The organism is Kitasatospora sp. NPDC053057, from assembly GCF_044546945.1.
In the GTDB taxonomy this organism is placed as follows: domain Bacteria; phylum Actinomycetota; class Actinomycetes; order Streptomycetales; family Streptomycetaceae; genus Kitasatospora.
Genome location: NZ_JBITZP010000046.1, coordinates 25,655 through 42,797 on the forward strand (window position 1 = coordinate 25,655; position 17,143 = coordinate 42,797).

General features: G+C 72.3%; 10 protein-coding genes. 4 read left to right on the plus strand and 6 right to left on the minus strand.

The features are described from left to right. Positions 1–130: 130 nt before the first annotated feature. From ACIG5E_RS32960 to ACIG5E_RS32985, 6 genes are all read right to left on the minus strand, one after another. On the minus strand, positions 131–2,272 hold the full coding sequence (locus ACIG5E_RS32960) for a glycoside hydrolase family 36 protein (protein ID WP_396539770.1): 2,142 nt from the start codon (positions 2,270–2,272) through the stop codon (positions 131–133). A 34-nt stretch (positions 2,273–2,306) separates the two neighbouring features. After that, the gene (locus ACIG5E_RS32965) at positions 2,307–4,292 is read right to left on the minus strand and encodes a beta-galactosidase (protein WP_396539772.1); all 1,986 of its coding nucleotides are present in this window, start codon (positions 4,290–4,292) and stop codon (positions 2,307–2,309) included. A gap of 27 nt (positions 4,293–4,319) precedes the next feature. Continuing rightward, positions 4,320–5,348: a LacI family DNA-binding transcriptional regulator gene (locus ACIG5E_RS32970; protein ID WP_396539774.1), complete on the minus strand. Its 1,029-nt coding sequence runs from the start codon at positions 5,346–5,348 to the stop codon at positions 4,320–4,322. Positions 5,349–5,462: 114 nt separating this feature from the next. Continuing rightward, positions 5,463–6,434 carry a carbohydrate ABC transporter permease gene (locus ACIG5E_RS32975; RefSeq protein ID WP_396539776.1) on the minus strand — a complete coding sequence of 324 codons (972 nt, stop codon included), beginning with the start codon at positions 6,432–6,434 and terminating at the stop codon, positions 5,463–5,465. Then, complete coding sequence (locus tag ACIG5E_RS32980) at positions 6,431–7,378, minus strand: ABC transporter permease (protein WP_396539778.1); 948 nt, start codon at positions 7,376–7,378, stop codon at positions 6,431–6,433. Before ACIG5E_RS32980 ends, ACIG5E_RS32975 begins: the two co-directional genes overlap by 4 nt. Next, positions 7,375–9,045 (minus strand): ABC transporter substrate-binding protein, encoded by a 1,671-nt coding sequence (locus tag ACIG5E_RS32985; protein ID WP_396539780.1) that lies wholly within the window; start codon positions 9,043–9,045, stop codon positions 7,375–7,377. The genes ACIG5E_RS32980 and ACIG5E_RS32985 overlap by 4 nt, the downstream gene beginning before the upstream one ends. 244 nt (positions 9,046–9,289) lie before the next feature. Here ACIG5E_RS32985 and ACIG5E_RS32990 point away from each other — a divergent pair, with 244 nt between their 5' ends. The 4 genes from ACIG5E_RS32990 to yicI all read left to right on the plus strand — a co-directional run bounded on the left by ACIG5E_RS32990 (position 9,290) and on the right by yicI (position 17,040). Further along, a complete protein-coding gene (locus ACIG5E_RS32990) occupies positions 9,290–12,139 on the plus strand; it encodes a glycoside hydrolase family 3 C-terminal domain-containing protein (protein WP_396539803.1) in 2,850 nt (949 codons plus the stop codon). Positions 12,140–12,338: 199 nt separating this feature from the next. Next, positions 12,339–13,322 (plus strand): acetylxylan esterase, encoded by a 984-nt coding sequence (locus ACIG5E_RS32995; RefSeq protein WP_396539782.1) that lies wholly within the window; start codon positions 12,339–12,341, stop codon positions 13,320–13,322. A gap of 38 nt (positions 13,323–13,360) precedes the next feature. Next, complete coding sequence (locus ACIG5E_RS33000) at positions 13,361–14,761, plus strand: GH1 family beta-glucosidase (protein ID WP_396539784.1); 1,401 nt, start codon at positions 13,361–13,363, stop codon at positions 14,759–14,761. Next, a complete protein-coding gene (gene yicI, locus ACIG5E_RS33005; RefSeq protein ID WP_396539786.1) occupies positions 14,758–17,040 on the plus strand; it encodes an alpha-xylosidase in 2,283 nt (760 codons plus the stop codon). Before ACIG5E_RS33000 ends, yicI begins: the two co-directional genes overlap by 4 nt. Positions 17,041–17,143 lie beyond the last annotated feature (103 nt).

The following is a 17,143-nucleotide window of genomic DNA, read 5'->3' on the forward strand; positions in this document are numbered from 1 at the left end:
GGGGTCGAACTCCCGCGTTCTGGACGGTGGGGCCCGGCGCGGCTGCTTGGGGTCGGGCCCGGACGCGAAGCGTGTTCCGTTCGGGATGCGGGCCGGCGCGGTGGAGCGCGCGCGGTCGCACGGCGCATGGTCAACTCCCTTCGGGAGCGGTCCTGGTGAGGCGGAGCAGGACGGCGGACGGAGCCGCCGGCAGGGTCAGGGTGAGTTCGGCGGTGTCCGGGTGCCAGGCGGCGCAGGCCTGGCCGGCAGCCGGGTAGAGCATCTCGACGCGGACACCGGCACCGGCCAGGTGGGGCAGGTCGAGATCCCGGACGGCCTCCTCGCCGGAGCGCCGCCAGGCCGTGACGTAGGTGGTGGCCGGGGTGTGCAGCGCCAGGGCGATCCACGGGTCCTCCCAACCCGGGAGCCCGAGCGGCCAGGAGGGCAGCGCCTGTGGCAGGTCGGCGCGGATCGACTTGTGGACGGCCACCGCCTCGTGGACCAAGTCCCGGGCCTCCGGGGAGAGTTCGGTGAGCCGGCCGGAGAGGTGGATGCGGCCGAGGAGCGCGTTGGCCATGGTGAGGGCGACTTCGTCGGGGGAGTCACCGGGCAGCGGGTACGCCCAGACGGCGCCCTGTTCGGGCGTGACGGCGGTGGGGGCCGCCGCCGCGATGGGCGGGTAGCGCAGCAGGTCCTGCTGGTCGCTGGTGGACTGCAGCTGGAGCCGGGAGAGCAGGGCGTGGTCCATCCGCATGCCGCCGGACGCGCAGTTCTCGATCACCAGGTCCGGGTACCGGTCCAGGATGCCGTCCAGCCAGTCGAGTTGGGCCCGGTTGTGGCCGAGCAGGCCGGCCGCCGGAGCCTCTCCCGGGTGACTGCTGGTGCCGGAGCCCGGGTCGGTGTTGTGGTCGAGCTTGAGGTAGCCGACGCCCCACTCACCGACCAGGCGGTCCACCACACCGTCCAGGTGGGCGCGGGCCGCCGGGTGGCGCAGGTCCAGGTGGTACCGGCCGCCGCCCTCCTCCACCCGCCGGCCGTCGCGGCGGAAGAACGCCTCCTCGGGCAGGGACCCGGCGACCGGACTGTTCACCCCGACCGCCTCCGGCTCCAGCCACAGGCCGGGGACCATGCCCCGCTCCCGGATGCGGTCCAGGACTTCGTGGATCCCCTTCGGCCCGGGGAAGCGCGAGGCCGACGGCTCCCAGGCCCCGACGGAACTCCACCAGTTGTCGCCGTCGTCGTACCAGCCGGCGTCGATGACGAAGTACTCCGCGCCGGCTTCGGCGGCCGCGTCGACCAGCGGCAGCAGCTTGGCCGTGGTCGGGTCGCCCATCAGGCAGTTCATGTAGTCGTTGAAGATGACCGGTAGCCGGCGGTGGTCGGGGTGCGGCCGGCGGGTGGCCCTGCGGTAGCGGGTGAGGGCGGCGAAGGCACCGTCCGGGCCGCCGTCCGGGGCGAATGCGAGCGCCACCGGCACGGTGCGGAACTCGGCGCCCGGCTCCAGCGGGTGCCGCCAGCCGTGGTCGGCGTCGTCGGGGCCGTACAGCGCCGCGTACGCGGTGTCGTCGCGCACGCCGCACTCCCAGCGCCAGCCGCCGCCGTTGTGTTCGATCTGCCACACCCAGGTGCGGCCGGACTCACGGTCCGTCAGACCGCCCATCGGTAGGTGGCCGCAGCTGGACCACACGCCCTGCCCGGCCAGGACCTGGGTGCTGCGGCCGGCGGTGGTGGGGAAGCGGCCGCCCCGCTCGGGCGAGGACACCCGCAGCGGGCGGCGCTGCCACCGGCACTCGGCGAACCAGTCGTTCTCCGCCCACAGCACCTCGGCGTCGTCCAGGGCCGCCGGGTCGCCCCCGGTGAGGCAGCCCGCCACGAGCGAGCCGACCGACTCCAGGTGCAGCGTCCGCGGCCCGTCGTTGCGCAGCAGCACCTCGCTGCGCAGCACCGGCAGGCCGTCCATCGACCGGTAGACCGCCTCGGCGGTCAGACCGGTCTCCGGCTCGTGGAGTTCGACGGTGAGCACGTGCCAGTCACCGTCCCGGGTCGCCCGGTGGGAGCGGTGGCGCAGCCGCCCGCCGAGGACGGAGTTGACGAGGTGGCGGCCCGACCAGTAGCGGCCGAGGCCGGCGGTCGTCACCTCCACCAGCGGCAGCGGTGCGGCGGGGCGGGGCGTGCCGGTCTTCTCGCCGGGCGCGCCGATGCGGACCAGGCAGGGAGGGCCCTGCTCGCCCAGGGCGATCTCCAGCTCCAGGGCGTCGTGGCCCCAGCGGATCGTCTCGTGCGGGTCGGTCATGATGCCTTCCTCGGTCGGGAGACGCGGCGGGAGGTCAGTGCGTGCGCAGGACCGCGCAGCCCCCGGGCGGCAGCTCACTCAGCGGCCCGTCGGTGAGCAGGTCGTGGCCCGGCTGCGGCAGCGGTACGGCCTCGGCACGGTGGTTGAACAGCAGGTGCCAGCCGCGGCCGTCCGGGGCGTGCCGGGTGACCGCTTCGACACCGGGCGGCAGGCCCGGCAGCTCCGGGGCGACCCCGGCATCCGTCAGGAGCCGCCCGATCAGGGCGGCGTAGCCGGGGTCGTCGAGGCGGGTGGAGAGGTACCAGCCGTGGCCGGAGCCGAAGTCGTGGCGGGTGAGCGCAGGGCTGCCGGCGAGCATGCCGTGGGTGTAGGCGGCGAGCGCCTCGGCGCCCTCGGTGCGCAGGGACTCGCTCCAGGAGGTGGCCGTCGAGCCGTCGGAGAGCGCGATCTCCTCGTCCTGCGGCAGCGGGCGGTACTCCTCGACCCGGATGCCGAGCGCCTCGCGCAGCGGTGCGGCCGGGTAGCCGCCGAGCCGGGTGTGGAGGCGCTCGTCGACCATGCCGCTGAAGTGCTGGACGAGCAGGGTGCCGCCGTCGGCGACGTAGCGGCGCAGATTCTCGGCGCCCGCGTCGGTGAGCAGGAACAGGGCCGGGGCGATGACCACCCGGTAGCGGCTCAGCTCGTGCTCGGGGTGGGCGAAGTCGACCGTCCGGCCGGCGTCCCAGAGCGCCCGGTGGGCGCGGCGCAGTGCGGCGTAGCAGTCGAGTTCGGAGGACGGGAGTCCGTCGACCAGCATCGCCCACCAGGCGTCGGAGTCGTGCAGGACGGCGGCCTCGGCCCGGACGGTGGAGCCGGCGAGTTCGCCGAGCCGGGCGACGGCCTCCCCGGTGGCCGTGACCTCGCGGAAGATGCGGCTGTCCGGCCCGGCGTGCGGGACCATCGCCGAGTGCCACTGTTCGGCGCCGGCCCGGGACTGGCGCCACTGGAAGAACAGCGCGCCCTCCGAGCCACGGGCGATGTGGGCGAGCGAGTGGCGCAGGATGTCCTCCGGCTCCTTGGGGAGGACGCGCCCGCCGGTGTAGACGGTGCTGGTGCCCTGTTCCATCAGCAGCCAGGGCGCGCCGCCGGCGATCGAGCGGGCCCGGTCGGCGTCGAAGGCGGCGTGGGCGGCGGCGTCGACGCCGGGGGCGCCGGGGTAGTGGTTGACGGAGACCACGTCGACCTCACGGCCGAAGGCCCACAGGTCGAGGTTCTGGTAGCCGGGCACCATGAGGTTGGTGGTCACCGGGCGGTCGCTGTGGGCGCGGATCGCATCGCGCTGCTCGCGGTAGGCGGCGAGGGTCTCGTCGGACCAGAAGCGGCTGAAGTCCAGCGTCTGGCCGGGGTTGTGGTGCCACTGGGTGGCGCGGGGCGGCAGGATCTGTTCCCACGAGGTGTAGTGCTGGCTCCAGAAGGCCGTGCCCCAGGCCTCGTTGAGGGCGTCGAGGGAGCCGTGGCGGGCGCGCAGCCAGACCCGGAAGGCGGCGGCGGTGTGGTCGCACAGGCAGAGGGTCACGTACTCGTTGTGGACGTGCCACAGGGCGAGCGCCGGGTGGTCGCCGTAGCGTTCGGCGAGGGCGGCGGCGATGCGGCGGGCGGCCCGGCGGTAGGCGGGGGCGGTGAGGCAGTAGGTGTCCCGGCTGCCGTGGGTCAGGCGGGTGCCGTCGGGGCGGACCGGCAGGGCGTCCGGGTGGGCCAGGGTGAACCAGGGCGGTGGGGAGGCGGTGGGGGTGGCCAGGTCGACGGCGACGCCGGCCGCGTGGAGGCGGTCGAGGTGGGCGTCGAGCCATTCGAAGTCGTACCGGCCCTCCTCGGGCTCCATCAGGGCCCAGGAGAAGACACCGACGGTGGCGAGGTTGACCCGCGCCCGGCGCATCAGTTCGTCGTCCTGCTTCCACACCTCGGCGTCCCACTGCTCGGGGTTGTAGTCCCCGCCGAAGGCGAGGCCGCCGAGGCGGTCGGTGAGCCGGCGGATATCCATCTGCGAACCGTCCTTCTGGGAGTGGGGTCAACTGCGGCGCGGGGCCGGGGCGGTGCTCTCCCGGACCACCAGTTCCGGTGGCATCAGGAGGAGTTGGTCCTGCGGCTCGGCGCCGGCGGCGGTCGCGGCGATCCTCGCCATGACCTGCTCGACGGCGACCTGCCCGAGGTCCTTCTTCGCGCTGGTCACGGAGGTGAGCCGGGGGGAGTGCTGTTCGGCCATCGGGTCGGGGCAGATGGCGATGACGGAAGCGTCCTCCGGCACGGTCCGCCCGCTGGCGCGCAGCAGGCTGAGCAGCGGGCCGATCGCGGCCTCGTTCTGCACCACGAACCCGGTGGTGTCGGGGCGGTCCGCGAGGATGCGGGCCAGGGTGCCGGCGGTGCTCTCGTAGGTGCCCTCGCAGGGCCGGTGGAGGAAGCGCAGGTCGCGCCGCTCGGCGCGGGCGCGGAAGCCGTTGAGGGTGCGTTCGGCGTAGCCGGCGTGCCGCCGGTAGACGCCGCTGCTGTAGCCGATGAAGGCGATGTCGTGGTGGCCGAGGTCGGCCAGGTGGTCGGCGCACAGGGCGCCCGCGGTGGCGAAGTCGTGGTCGACGCAGGAGAGTCCGGCGGGGTCGTCGGGCAGGCCGATGAGTGCGGCCGGGATCTCCTCGGCGCGCAGGACCGGGATGCGGTCGTCGTCCAGCCGGACGTCCATCAGGATGACGCCGTCGGCGAGTCCGGTGGCGGCGACCCGGCGGACGCCTTCGGGCCCTTCGTCGTTGGTGAGCAGCAGGACGTCGTAGCCGTGTTCGCGGGCCGCCACGGTGACGGCTATGGCGATCTCCATCATGGTGGGCACGTGCACTTCGGGGTGGAGCGGTACCACCAGGGCGATGATGTGGGAGCGCTTGCCGGCCAGCGCCCGGGCACCCGCGTGGGGGTGGTAGCCGAGGTCCGTGATGGCCTGCTCGATGCGGGTCCTGGTCTCGTCGGAGATCGGCCGCTTGCCGCTGAGGGCGTAGCTGACCGTGCTGGACGAGACGCCGGCGTGCCTGGCCACATCGGCGAGTGTCACCATCGCTGTGCTTCCTTCGTGTCGGTTCCGGTGGGGAGCGGTCCCGGTCGTGCGACGGGGACGTCCGCGGGGGACCGCTCCCGGTCCGTGGGGCCCGTCGGGCCCGGTGCGGACGGCTCAGCCCTTGATCGCGCCGGTGAGGACACCGGTACGCAGGTGCTTCTGCACGAACGGGTACACGATCACCAGTGGTACCAGGGTGAGGACCACGACCGCCATCTGCAGCGACAGCGGCGCGGTCTGCGCGTGGGTCTCCCCGAAGCCCGAGTTGACGGAGCCGGGCAGGCCGTTCGCCCGGTTGACGTAGGTGAGCAACACGTACTGCAGGGGCCACTTCTGACTGTCCGTCGGCAGGTAGAGCATGACGTTGAAGAAGGAGTTCCAGTACCCGACGGCGTAGAACAGAGCGGTGACGGCGGTGACGGCGCGTGAGGTGGGCAGCACGACGGACCACAGGATCCGCCAGTCCCCGGCGCCGTCCATCCGGGCGGCGTCGATCAGTTCGGAGGAGGTCTCCTGGTAGAAGGCGCGCAGCACCAGGATGTTGAAGACGGAGACCGCGCTCGGCAGGATCAGCGCCCAGTACTGGCCGTAGCCGCCGAGGCCGGTGACGACCAGGAAACTCGGGATGAGGCCGCCGCTGATGAACATCGTGACGATCAGCAGCAGCAGGACGAAGCGGTGCCCGAGGGAGCGCGGCCGGGAGAGGCCGTAGGCGCACAGGATGGAGACGGCCATGGACAGCGCGGTACCGACCAGGGTGATGCCCAGGCTCACCCACAGCGCGGTGACGACCGTCGGGTCGCTGAGCATCTGGCGGTACGTCTCGGTGGACAGGCCGTCCGGCCAGAGCACCAGGCCGCCGGCCCGGTTGATCGCGCCGGGGGTGGAGAAGCTGGTCAGGACGATGATCCAGAGCGGGACCAGGATGACGGCGAGCGTTCCGCCGAGCGTGAGTCCCTTGGCTGCCTGGCCGACGGCCGTGGGCGGCTCCTCCCAGGGCGGGCGGGCGGAGCCGGCCCGGCGGCGGGTGGCCGCCGCCGTGCGGCGCTTCTCGCGGCGGGAACCGATGGTGAGTGCGTTGGTCATTTGCGATACAGCCCGTCCTCGCCGAAGGCGTGCGCCAGCCGGTTGGCACCCCAGATGAGCAGCAGGGAGACCACGCTCTTGAAGAGCCCGGCCGCCGCGCCGTAGCTGTAGCCGCCGGTGGAGATGCCGTAGTAGAAGGAGAAGGTGTCCAGGACGTCCGCGGACTCGTGGCCGACGGCGTCCCGCTGGATCAGGAACTGCTCGAAGCCGACGGACAGCGCGTTGCCGAGGCGCAGGACCAGCATCAGCACGATCACCCCGCGCAGGCCCGGCAGCGTGATGTGCCACATCCGCCGCATCCGCCCCGCGCCGTCCGCCGCCGCGGCCTCGTACAGCTCGCTGTTGATCGCGCTCAGCGCCGCCAGGAAGACGATGATCCCCCAGCCCGCCTCCTTCCAGACCGCCTGGGAGGTGACCAGCAGCGCGAAGGTGTGCGGGTTGGTCATGATGTCCCAGGTGCCGATGTCGTGCTGGCGCAGGAACTGGTTGAGCACGCCGGCGCCGCCCAGCATCTGCTGGAAGATCGTGATCGCCAGCACCCACGAGAAGAAGTGCGGCAGGTAGACGACGGACTGGAAGAAGTTGCGGATCCGCTCGCTCACCACCGAGTTGAGCAGCAGGGCCAGGGCGATCGGGACCGGGAAGAACAGGATCAGCTGGACGAAGCTCAGGTACAGCGTGTTCTTCAGTGCGGCCCAGAACGCCGGGTCGCCGAACAGCTGCTGGAACTGGTCGAAGCCGACCCATTCGCTGTGCCAGACCCCGACCAGCGGGTCGTACTCCTGGAAGGCGGTGACGATGCCGAACAGCGGCACGTAGTTGAACACCAGGAGCAGGACGACGGCGGGCACCGTCATCAGCAGGAGCGACTTGTCGCGCCGCAGTCTGATCCGCCAGCCGAGCCGCGCGTGGCCGGCCGGGCGCTTCGGTGCCGCGGTGCTCACTGGCCGGTGCCGTACTTGTTGAGGACGTTGTCGGTCATCCACTGCTTGAGCCGCTCCCCGGGCCCGGACCGCCAGCTCGCGATGGCGTCCTGCACGTCGGAGACCTTCTTCTTGCCGTGGTAGCAGTCCTTGAGGGTGTCGTTGACGTTCGGCGCGGCCGTGGCGGTGGCGAGCGCCTGCGGCATGCTGAAGTTCATGCCCCAGAAGGGCGGTTTGGTGAGGTACTGGACGTTGGCGGCGGACCAGGACGCGTAGTCCTTGGTGATCTGCTCGCCGCCCGGGTTGCTGAGCACGGAGCCGGCAGCGGCCAGGAACGGGAAGGTCGTCGCCTGGACGTCCTTTTTGCCCTCGTCGGTGAAGGTCGGCACGCCGTTCACCCGGGTGTGGTGGACGCCCTCGACGCCGTAGGTGACCAGGGTGTACTCGGCCGTGCCGTAGGGGGCGGCGAGGTAGTTGGCGACGGCGAGCAGTTCCTCGATCTGCGCGGGCTTCAGATTGGCGTTGAGGTAGCTGATCATGCTGGCGGCGGCGCCCATGTAGGCCACCGGTGTGCCCTTGCCGTCGGCGGTGATGGCGTTGAAAGCGCCGCGCCGGTAGTTCGGGTCCGCGGCGACGCCGGACTGGTGGTCGGACAGGTTCCAGGCGCCGAGTCCGCCGCCCCCGATGAGCGTCTTTCCGCTGTAGAAGCGGGTGGCCCCGTTGGCGACGTCACCGGCGAGCGTGTCCGGGTGCATGTAGCCCGAGGTGGCCAGACGGTAGTGCCAGTCGAGGGCCTCCAGGAACTCCTGGGTCTCGAACATGTGGACCAGCTTGCCGTTGTCGATCCGCCAGGTCATGGGGACGTTCCAGGTGAACTGGAGGTAGGTCCACACGTCGTCGAAGGCCCACACGCCCCGCTTGGCGTCGGTCAGTTCCTTGCCGAGGTTCATCAGGTCGTCGGCGGACTTCACCTGGTCGGCGGTGATGCCCCGGGCTTCGAGGATGTCCCGGCGGTAGAAGGTGGCACCGGGCATGCCGAAGCTGCTGGAGAAGCAGGGGATCCCGTAGAGCTTGTCACCCCAGACCCCCATCTGCCAGGCACCGGTGGGGAGGGCGGCCAGGTTGGGGTACTTCTTGACGTTGTCGCCGGACAGGTAGGGGGTCAGGTCCGCGAGCTGGGTACCGGTCAGCCCGCCGGTGTTGAAGTTGGAGTTCCACCAGGAGGGCAGGTTGATCCAGTCCGGCAGCTTCTGGGCGGCGGTCATCGTCGGGACGATGGTGTTGTAGTTGATCCCGTCCGCCGGCTTCATGGTCAGCTCGACCCCGAGCGCCTTGTTCATCGCCTGGTAGAAGGAGTTGCCGACCGGCGGGGCGGTGCCCCACAGCGGGGTGACCGCCGTGTAGCTGCCGCCCTTGCCCGGAACGCCGGAGACGGTGACGGGCGGGGAGGCCGGGTAGGAGAGGTAGGCGGGGTCGGTCGCGATGTCGGCTCCGCCCTGCACGGGGGCTATGTCCGGCTTGACCGCGTTGGCGTTCGGCACGTAGGCGGGCAGGGCCGCCTTCAGGCCCTCCTTGGTGTTCGCACCGGCCTTCTTGGCCGAGCCGCCGCCGCAGGCGGACAGCAGCGGTGCCATCGCGGCGGCTCCCGCGACCGTGGCGGCGGTACTCAGAAAGCTCCTGCGGTTCATCCCGGATCTCATGGTGGCGCGGCCCCTCTCCGTCGAAGCGCGGTCGAAGCACCGAAGCGTCGAAGCGCTTGGATGTTTCGGCGAGACTAACGACGCGTTACCGGTTGAGCAAGAGTCTGAACAAATGCAAAATCGTTTGTGTCCTGGGGAGTTGACAGCCCTGTCGGAGCGTGCCAGCGTCGAAGCGCTTCGACGAACGACCACCGAGTCCAGCCCGTCCGAGGGGTGTTCCCACGTGAGTTCCGTGCCCGCGTCCACAGCCGGCCTGCCCGACTTCCGCAACCCCACGCTGCCGCTGCGCAAGCGTGTCGACGACCTGCTCCACCGGCTCACGCTCGACGAACGGCTCGCGATGCTGCACCAGTACGCGCCGGCCGTCCCGCGCCTGGGCGTCGCCCCCTTCCGCACCGGCAGCGAGGGCCTGCACGGCGTCTCCTGGCTCGGCGAGGCGACCGTCTTCCCGCAGGCCGTGGGCCTCGGCGCCAGCTGGGACGAGGACCTGGTGCGCGAGGTCGCCGAGGCGGTCTCGACCGAGCTGCGGGCCTTCCACTACCACCGCCCGCCGGCGGTCGGCACCACCGAGGAGCGCGGACCCAACTCCCTCCAGGCCTGGGCCCCCGTGCTCAACCTGCTGCGCGACCCGCGCTGGGGACGCAACGAGGAGGGCTACTCCGAGGACCCGGTGCACACCGCGCGGGTCGGCGAGGCCTTCTGCCACGGCCTCACCGGCGACCACCCGACCTACCTTCGGACCGCCCCCGTGCTCAAGCACTTCCTCGCCTACAACAACGAGGACGACCGCTGCACCACCTCCTCCGGACTGCGCCCGCGCGTGCTCCAGGAGTACGACCTGGCCGCCTTCCGCCCCGTCGTCGCCTCCGGCGCCGCGACCGGCGCGATGGCCGCCTACAACCTGGTCAACGGCCGCCCCTGCCACGTCAGTCCGCTGATCGAGGCGGAGCTGCGCCGCTGGGCGAAGCCGACCGGCCACGAGCTGTTCGTGGTCAGTGACGCCGAGGCCCCCTCCAACCTGGTCGACCCGGAGCACTACTTCGACGACCACGCCGAGTCCCACGCGGCCGCGCTCAAGGCCGGCATCGACAACTTCACCGACCACGGCGAGGACAGCGGGACCCCGGTCGGCCGGCTGCGCGAGGCGCTGGAACGCGGCCTGATCGACGAGGCCGACGTGGACCGCGCTGTCCGCCGACAGCTCGAAGTGCGCTTCCGTCTGGGCGAGTTCGACCCCGAACTGGACCCGTACGCGGGCACCGGCCCCGAGGTGGTCGACAGCCCCGAGCACCGCGCCCTGGCCCGCAAGGCCGCGACCGAGTCCACCGTGCTGCTCAAGAACGACGGCCTGCTGCCGCTCGACCCGGCCCGCACGCCGCGGATCGCCGTCATCGGCCCGCTCGCCGACAGCCTCTTCGAGGACTGGTACAGCGGCACCCTGCCGTACCAGGTGACCATCGCCACCGGCCTGGCCGCGGCCCTCGAAGCCCACGGCGGCGAGATCGTCCACGTGGAGGGCTCCGACCGGATCACCCTGCGCTCGCGGACCACCGGCGAACTGCTCGGCAAGTCCGCCTTCGACGTGACCGACTGGGGCGGTGGCGCCTCCACCCTGCGCGAGGCCGACACCGGCCGCTACCTCAGCCTCCAGGACGACGACGCCCTGGCCGCCGACCGGGACGTGATCAAGAGCTGGTTCGTCAAGGAGACCTTCCGGCTCGAACCGGCCGGCCCGGACAGCGTGCTGCTGCGCTCCGTGTTCACCGGACGCTACGCCGCCGTGGACCCGACCGACGGCCGGGTGGCCGTCACCGCCGAGACCGCGGAGGACGCCGAGCACTGGCAGCGCGAGCTGGTCCGCGACGGCGCCGCCGAGGCCCGGGCGGCCGCCGCGTCGGCGGACGTCGCCGTCGTCGTCCTCGGCAACCACCCGTTGATCAACGGCCGCGAGACCGAGGACCGCGCGGACATCGACCTGCCCGAGGGCCAGGAGGAACTGCTGCGCGCCGTCGCGGCCGTCCGCCCGGACACCGCCCTGGTCGTGATGAGCAGTTACCCGTACGCCCTCGACTGGGCCGACGAACACCTGCCCGCCGTGGTGTGGACCTCCCACGGCGGGCAGGAAACAGGACACGCGCTGGCCGCCGTGCTGCTCGGCGGGGCCGAGCCGGCCGGCCGCCTGCCGCAGACCTGGTACCGGGGCGACGACCCGCTGCCCGCCCCGCTCGACTACGACATCATCAAGGCCGGCTGGACCTACCAGTACCACCGCTCCGCCCCGCTCTACTCCTTCGGCCACGGGCTCTCCTACACCGACTTCGCCTACCGCGACCTGCGGCTGTCCCGGCCGTCGATCGGCCAGGACGGCTCGGCCGAACTCACCGTGACCCTGGAGAACACCGGAGCGCGGCCCGGCAGCGAGGTGCTCCAGATCTACGTCCGCGCCCTGGAAGCCCGTTACGAGGCACCCCGGCTGCGCCTGGCCGACTTCCGCAAGGTCCGGCTGGAGCCGGGGGAGAGCCGCGAACTGGCCTTCCGGCTGTCGGCCGAGCAGCTCGCCCACTGGTCCGTCGCCACCGGCGGCTTCGCCGTCGACCCCGGCGGTTACGAGGTGATCGTCGCCCGCAGCGCCGACCACCCCGTGCTCACCGCGCCGCTCACCGTGACCGGGGCGCCCGCCGCACCCCGGGCGGGCGTCGAACGGCGGATCCTGGCCGTCGACTTCGACGACTACGAGGACGCCACCATCGTCGACGCCACCCGCACCGACGGCGACGCCGTCACGCCCACCGACCCGGGGCAGCCCGCGACGCTCCTCTTCCGCGAGGTCGACCTCTCCGGCGCCCGCGCGATCGAGGTCGAGACCGCCCGTGAGGGCGTCGGCACTGGCGGGGCGCGGCTCGAAGTCCGGGCGGGCGGACGGGTGTTGGCCGATATCGACGTCCCCGTGACCGGCGACCGCTACGCCTGGACCAGCACCACCGTGGAGCTCCCCACCCCGCTCCACGGCGTGCACGACCTGAGCCTGACCCTGCACGGCGACTTCCGGCTCTCCGCCTTCCGTTTCGGCGCGGCCGGCTGAGGCCGCCCGCCCCACAGACCGGCGGCCCGCCCATGGGGGGCGGGCCGCCACCCCTCCCTGCCCGGTTCTCCGGCCGGGCGATCGAGCCCGCCGCATCCGTTCCGACCCCGCAGTCACCCGCCGCCCGGAGGCGGCCCGCATGTCAGTGCTCGCGCCCCACCACCTGACCTCGAACTCGCGACACCCGGAGGAAGCGCCCATGCCGTTCACCGACTTCGGAGTCGACGAACTCGGCGACTACCAGCCCGAGTCGACCATCCCGCACGACTTCGACGAGTTCTGGCAGCGCACCCTCGCCGAGGCCCGCTCGCACGGCGGGGTGGTCAAGGCCGAACGCGTCACCGCGCAGTACGGCCTGCGCACCGTCGAGGTCGACGACGTACGGTTCCCCGGCTGGAACGGCGAGCCGGTGGCCGCCTGGCTGCTGCGCCCGCGCGGCGTGGCGGGCCCGCTGCCGGTCGTCGTCACCTACATCGGCTACTCCGGCGGCCGAGGGCTGCCCACCGAGCACCTCCTCTGGTCCGCCGCCGGCTACGCCCAGCTCGTCGTGGACAGCCGGGGACAGGGCCACGACACCCCGGACCGGACCATGGGCGACGGCACCCAGTGGGTCGGGGGCTTCATGACCCTCGGCATCGACTCCCCGGAGAACTACTACTACCGGCGGCTGATGACCGACTGCGTGCGCGCCGTGGACGCCGTCGCGGAACTGCCCGGTCTCGACGCCAACCGGATCGTCGTGGCCGGCGGCAGCCAGGGCGGCGGCCTGGCCCTCGCCGTCGCCGGGCTCACCGGGGACCGGGTGGCCGCGGTGATGCCCGACGTCCCGTTCCTGTGCCACTACCGCGAGGCCGTGCAGCTCGCCCTGGACGGGCCGTACCAGGAGCTCGTCAACTACCTGCGCTGGCACAGCCGGCACCGCGTGCAGCCGGCCTTCGCCACCCTCGACTACTTCGACGGCGTCAACTTCGCCCAGCGGGCCACCGCGCCGGCCCTGTTCAGCGTCGGCCTGATGGACCCGGTCTGCCCGCCGCGGACGGTCTACGCCGCCTTCAACCACTACGCGGGCGAGGACCGCACCATGACCGTCTGGCCCTTCGCCGACCACGCCGGCGGCTGCGGTTCCAACCCGCCCGTCCAGCTGTCCTGGCTGCGCGACCGCGGGCTGGCGCCGGAGCTGTGACCACCGTGCCCGATCACGAGAGACATGAGGTGCGCCGCATGAACAGTTCGGCATACCCGGACCTGCCCCCCGGCTTCCGGTTAGGCGCCGCCACCGCCGCCTACCAGATCGAGGGCGCCCACGACGAGGACGGCCGCGGCCCGTCCATCTGGGACACCTACAGCCACACCCCGGGCCGCACCCACGGCGGAGCCACCGGCGACACCGCCTGCGACCACTACCACCGCTACCGCGAGGACGTCGCCCTGCTCCGCGGGCTCGGCGTCGACGGCTACCGGTTCTCGATCTCCTGGTCGCGACTGCTGCCGCAGGGGACCGGTGTGGTCAACGCGAAGGGCCTCGACTTCTACGACCGGCTGATCGACGAACTGCTGGCCGCCGGGATCGCGCCCGCGGCCACCCTCTACCACTGGGACCTGCCGCAGGCCCTGGAGGACCGAGGCGGCTGGCGGGTGCGCCAGACGGCCGAGGCCTTCGCCGAGTACGCGAACGTCGCCGCCGACCGCTACGGGGACCGGGTCGAGCGCTGGATCACCTTGAACGAGCCCTTCTGCTCCGCCTTCGTCGGCTACGCCGAGGGCCGGCACGCGCCCGGCGCCCGGGAGGGCCGTGGCGCCCTGGCGGCCGCCCACCACCTGCTGGTCGGCCACGGCCTCGCCGTCCGGGAACTGCGCGCCGCCGGCGCCCGCGAGGTCGGCATCACGCTCAACCTCGACCGCCTGCACGCCGCCTCCGACCGGCCCGAGGACCTCGCCGCCCTGCGCCGGGCCGAGGTGCTGCACAACGAGGTGTGGACCGACCCGCTGTTCGCCGGACGCTACCCCGAGCACGAGGCCGAGACCTGGGAGGGCCTGGCCGACGGCCCCTGGCGCCGGCCGGGAGACCTCCAACTCATCGGCACGCCAATGGATTTCGTCGGCATCAACTTCTACCGGCCGATCACCGTCGAGGCCGCCCCGCACCGCGCGGACGACCCCGAGCTGCGCACCGCCATGGACATCGGCGTGGCCGAGCCGATCCCGTACGGCACCCGGCTCACCACCATGGGCTGGCCCGTCGTCCCGTCCGCGTTCACCGAACTGCTCTGCGACCTCGACGCCCGCTATCCGCGGCTCCCGCCGGTCTGGATCACCGAGAACGGCTCCGCCGAGGCCGACAGCCTCACCCCCGACGGCCTGGTGCACGACGAGGAACGGATCGACTACCTGGCCGGCCACCTCGGCGCCGTCGCCGACGCCATCGCGGCCGGTGTCGACGTGCGCGGCTACTACGTCTGGTCCCTGCTGGACAACTTCGAGTGGGCCCGCGGCTACGAGCAGCGCTTCGGCCTGGTCCGCGTCGACTACGACACCCTGACCCGAACCCCCAAGGACAGCTACCACTGGTACCGGGGCCTGATCACCGCGCACCGTGCGCGGACGGAGGAATCTGCCCGATGAAGTTCACCGACGGCTACTGGCTGATGCGCCCGGGCGTCACCGCGCGCTACGCCACCGAGGTCGCCGACGTCCGCACCGGCGAGGACCGGATGACCCTCTACGCGCCCGTCAGACACGTGCGCGGCCGTGGTGACACCCTCAACAGCCCACTGCTGACCGTCGAGTGCTGGTCCCCGGCCGAGGGCGTGATCGGGGTGCGCGCCACCCACCACGCCGGCTCGGTGCGGCGCGGGCCGGAGTTCGCGCTGCCCGGCGCCGAGCAGGGCAGCGGGAAGGTGCGCCGGGACGGCGACGTGGTGGAACTCTGCGCCGGCGAACTGACGCTGCGGGTGGACACCTCCAAGCCGTGGCAGCTGGAGTTCACCGCCGGCGGCCGGGTACTGACCACGGTGGGTGAGCGCGGCACCGGCTTCGTCACCGACGCCGACGGCCGCCACCACATGCTCGGACAACTCGCGCTGGGCGTCGGCGAGCTGGTCTACGGCCTGGGGGAGCGATTCACCCCGTTCGTCCGCAACGGACAGGTGGTGGACATCTGGCAGGCGGACGGCGGCACCAGCAGCGAACAGGCGTACAAGAACGTCCCGTTCCACCTGACCAACCGCGGCTACGGCGTCCTCGTCAACCACCCCGGCAGAGTCAGCTACGAGATCGGCTCCGAGTCCGTCGGCCAGGTGCAGTTCAGCGTCGAGGACCAGTCGCTGGAGTACTTCGTCGTCCACGGCCCCACCCCCAAGCAGATCCTGGAGCGCTACACCGCCCTCACCGGCCGGCCCGCGCTGCCCCCGGCCTGGGCGCTCGGCCTGTGGCTGACCACCTCCTTCACCACCGACTACGACGAGGCGACCGTCAACCGCTTCGTCGGCGGCATGGCCGAACGCGGCATCCCGCTGAGCGTGTTCCACCTCGACTGCTTCTGGATGCGCGAGTACCAGTGGTGCGACTTCGTGTGGGACCCGGACACCTTCCCGGACCCGGCCGGCATGCTGGCCCGGCTCAAGCGGCAGGGCCTGCGCATCTCCGCCTGGATCAACCCGTACGTCGCGCAGAAGTCGGAGCTGTTCGCCGAGGGCATGCGCAGGGGCTACCTGGTCCGACGCCCGGACGGCAGCGTCTGGCAGTGGGACCTGTGGCAGCCCGGCATGGCCCTGGTGGACTTCACCAACCCCGCCGCCCGCGACTGGTACACCGGCAAGCTGCGCACCCTGCTCGACGTCGGCGTGGACTGCTTCAAGACCGACTTCGGCGAGCGCATCCCCACCGACGTGGTCTGGCACGACGGCTCCGACCCGGAGCGGATGCACAACTACTACACCCAGCTCTACAACCAGGCGGTGTTCGAGCTGCTCCGCGAGGAGCGCGGGGAGGGGGAGGCGCTGCTGTTCGCCCGGTCCGCCACCGTGGGCGGCCAGCAGTACCCGGTGCACTGGGGCGGCGACTGCGAATCGCACTTCAACGCCATGGCGGAGTCGCTGCGCGGGGGCCTGTCCCTGGGGCTGTCCGGCTTCGGCTTCTGGAGCCACGACATCGGCGGCTTCGAGGGCACCCCCACCCCCGCCGTCTTCAAGCGCTGGACGCAGTTCGGCCTGCTCTCCTCGCACAGCCGGCTGCACGGCAGCAAGTCCTACCGGGTGCCGTGGGAGTTCGGAGAGGAGGCCGTCGAGGTCACCCGCGAGTTCACCCTGCTCAAGCACCGCCTGGCGCCCTACCTCCAGCGCGCGGCCCAGCAGGCGCACGCCACCGGCCTGCCGGTGATGCGCGCCATGGTGCTGGAGTTCCCGGACGACCCGGCCGCCGCCGCACTCGACCGGCAGTACCTGCTCGGCGACGACCTGCTCGTCGCCCCGGTCTTCACCGAGGACGGCACGGTCGAGTACTACGTGCCCGAGGGGACGTGGACCAACATCCTGACCGGCGATCAGGTGACCGGCCCGCGCTGGGTGCGTGAACAGCACGGCTTCCACACCCTGCCGCTGCTCGCCCGCCCCGACTCCGTCATCCCGCTCGGCGCGGACGACCAGCGCCCGGTCTCCGCCTGGGCGGAGGGCGTGGAACTGCGCGTCCACGCCTTCGCCGACGGCGCCGAGCGCACCGTCGTCCTCCCGCGCACCGACGGCCCCGGGGAGACCGCCCGCTTCCAGCTGCGCCGCACCGGCGACCGCCTCCGGGTGACCACCGACAGCCCGCACCCCTGGCAGCTGCGCATCGGCGGCCCGGACGGCGCCCTGCACGTCAGCCCGGCGGGCACTCTTGAGGCCGAGCTGGCCTACCCGGCCTGAGGCCGGCCCGCTACACGGGGCCCCGCACGCCACCGCATGGGCGTGCGGGGCCCCGCCCACTCGGGCATCCGCCCGCACACACCCGTCACTTGAGAAGAACAGA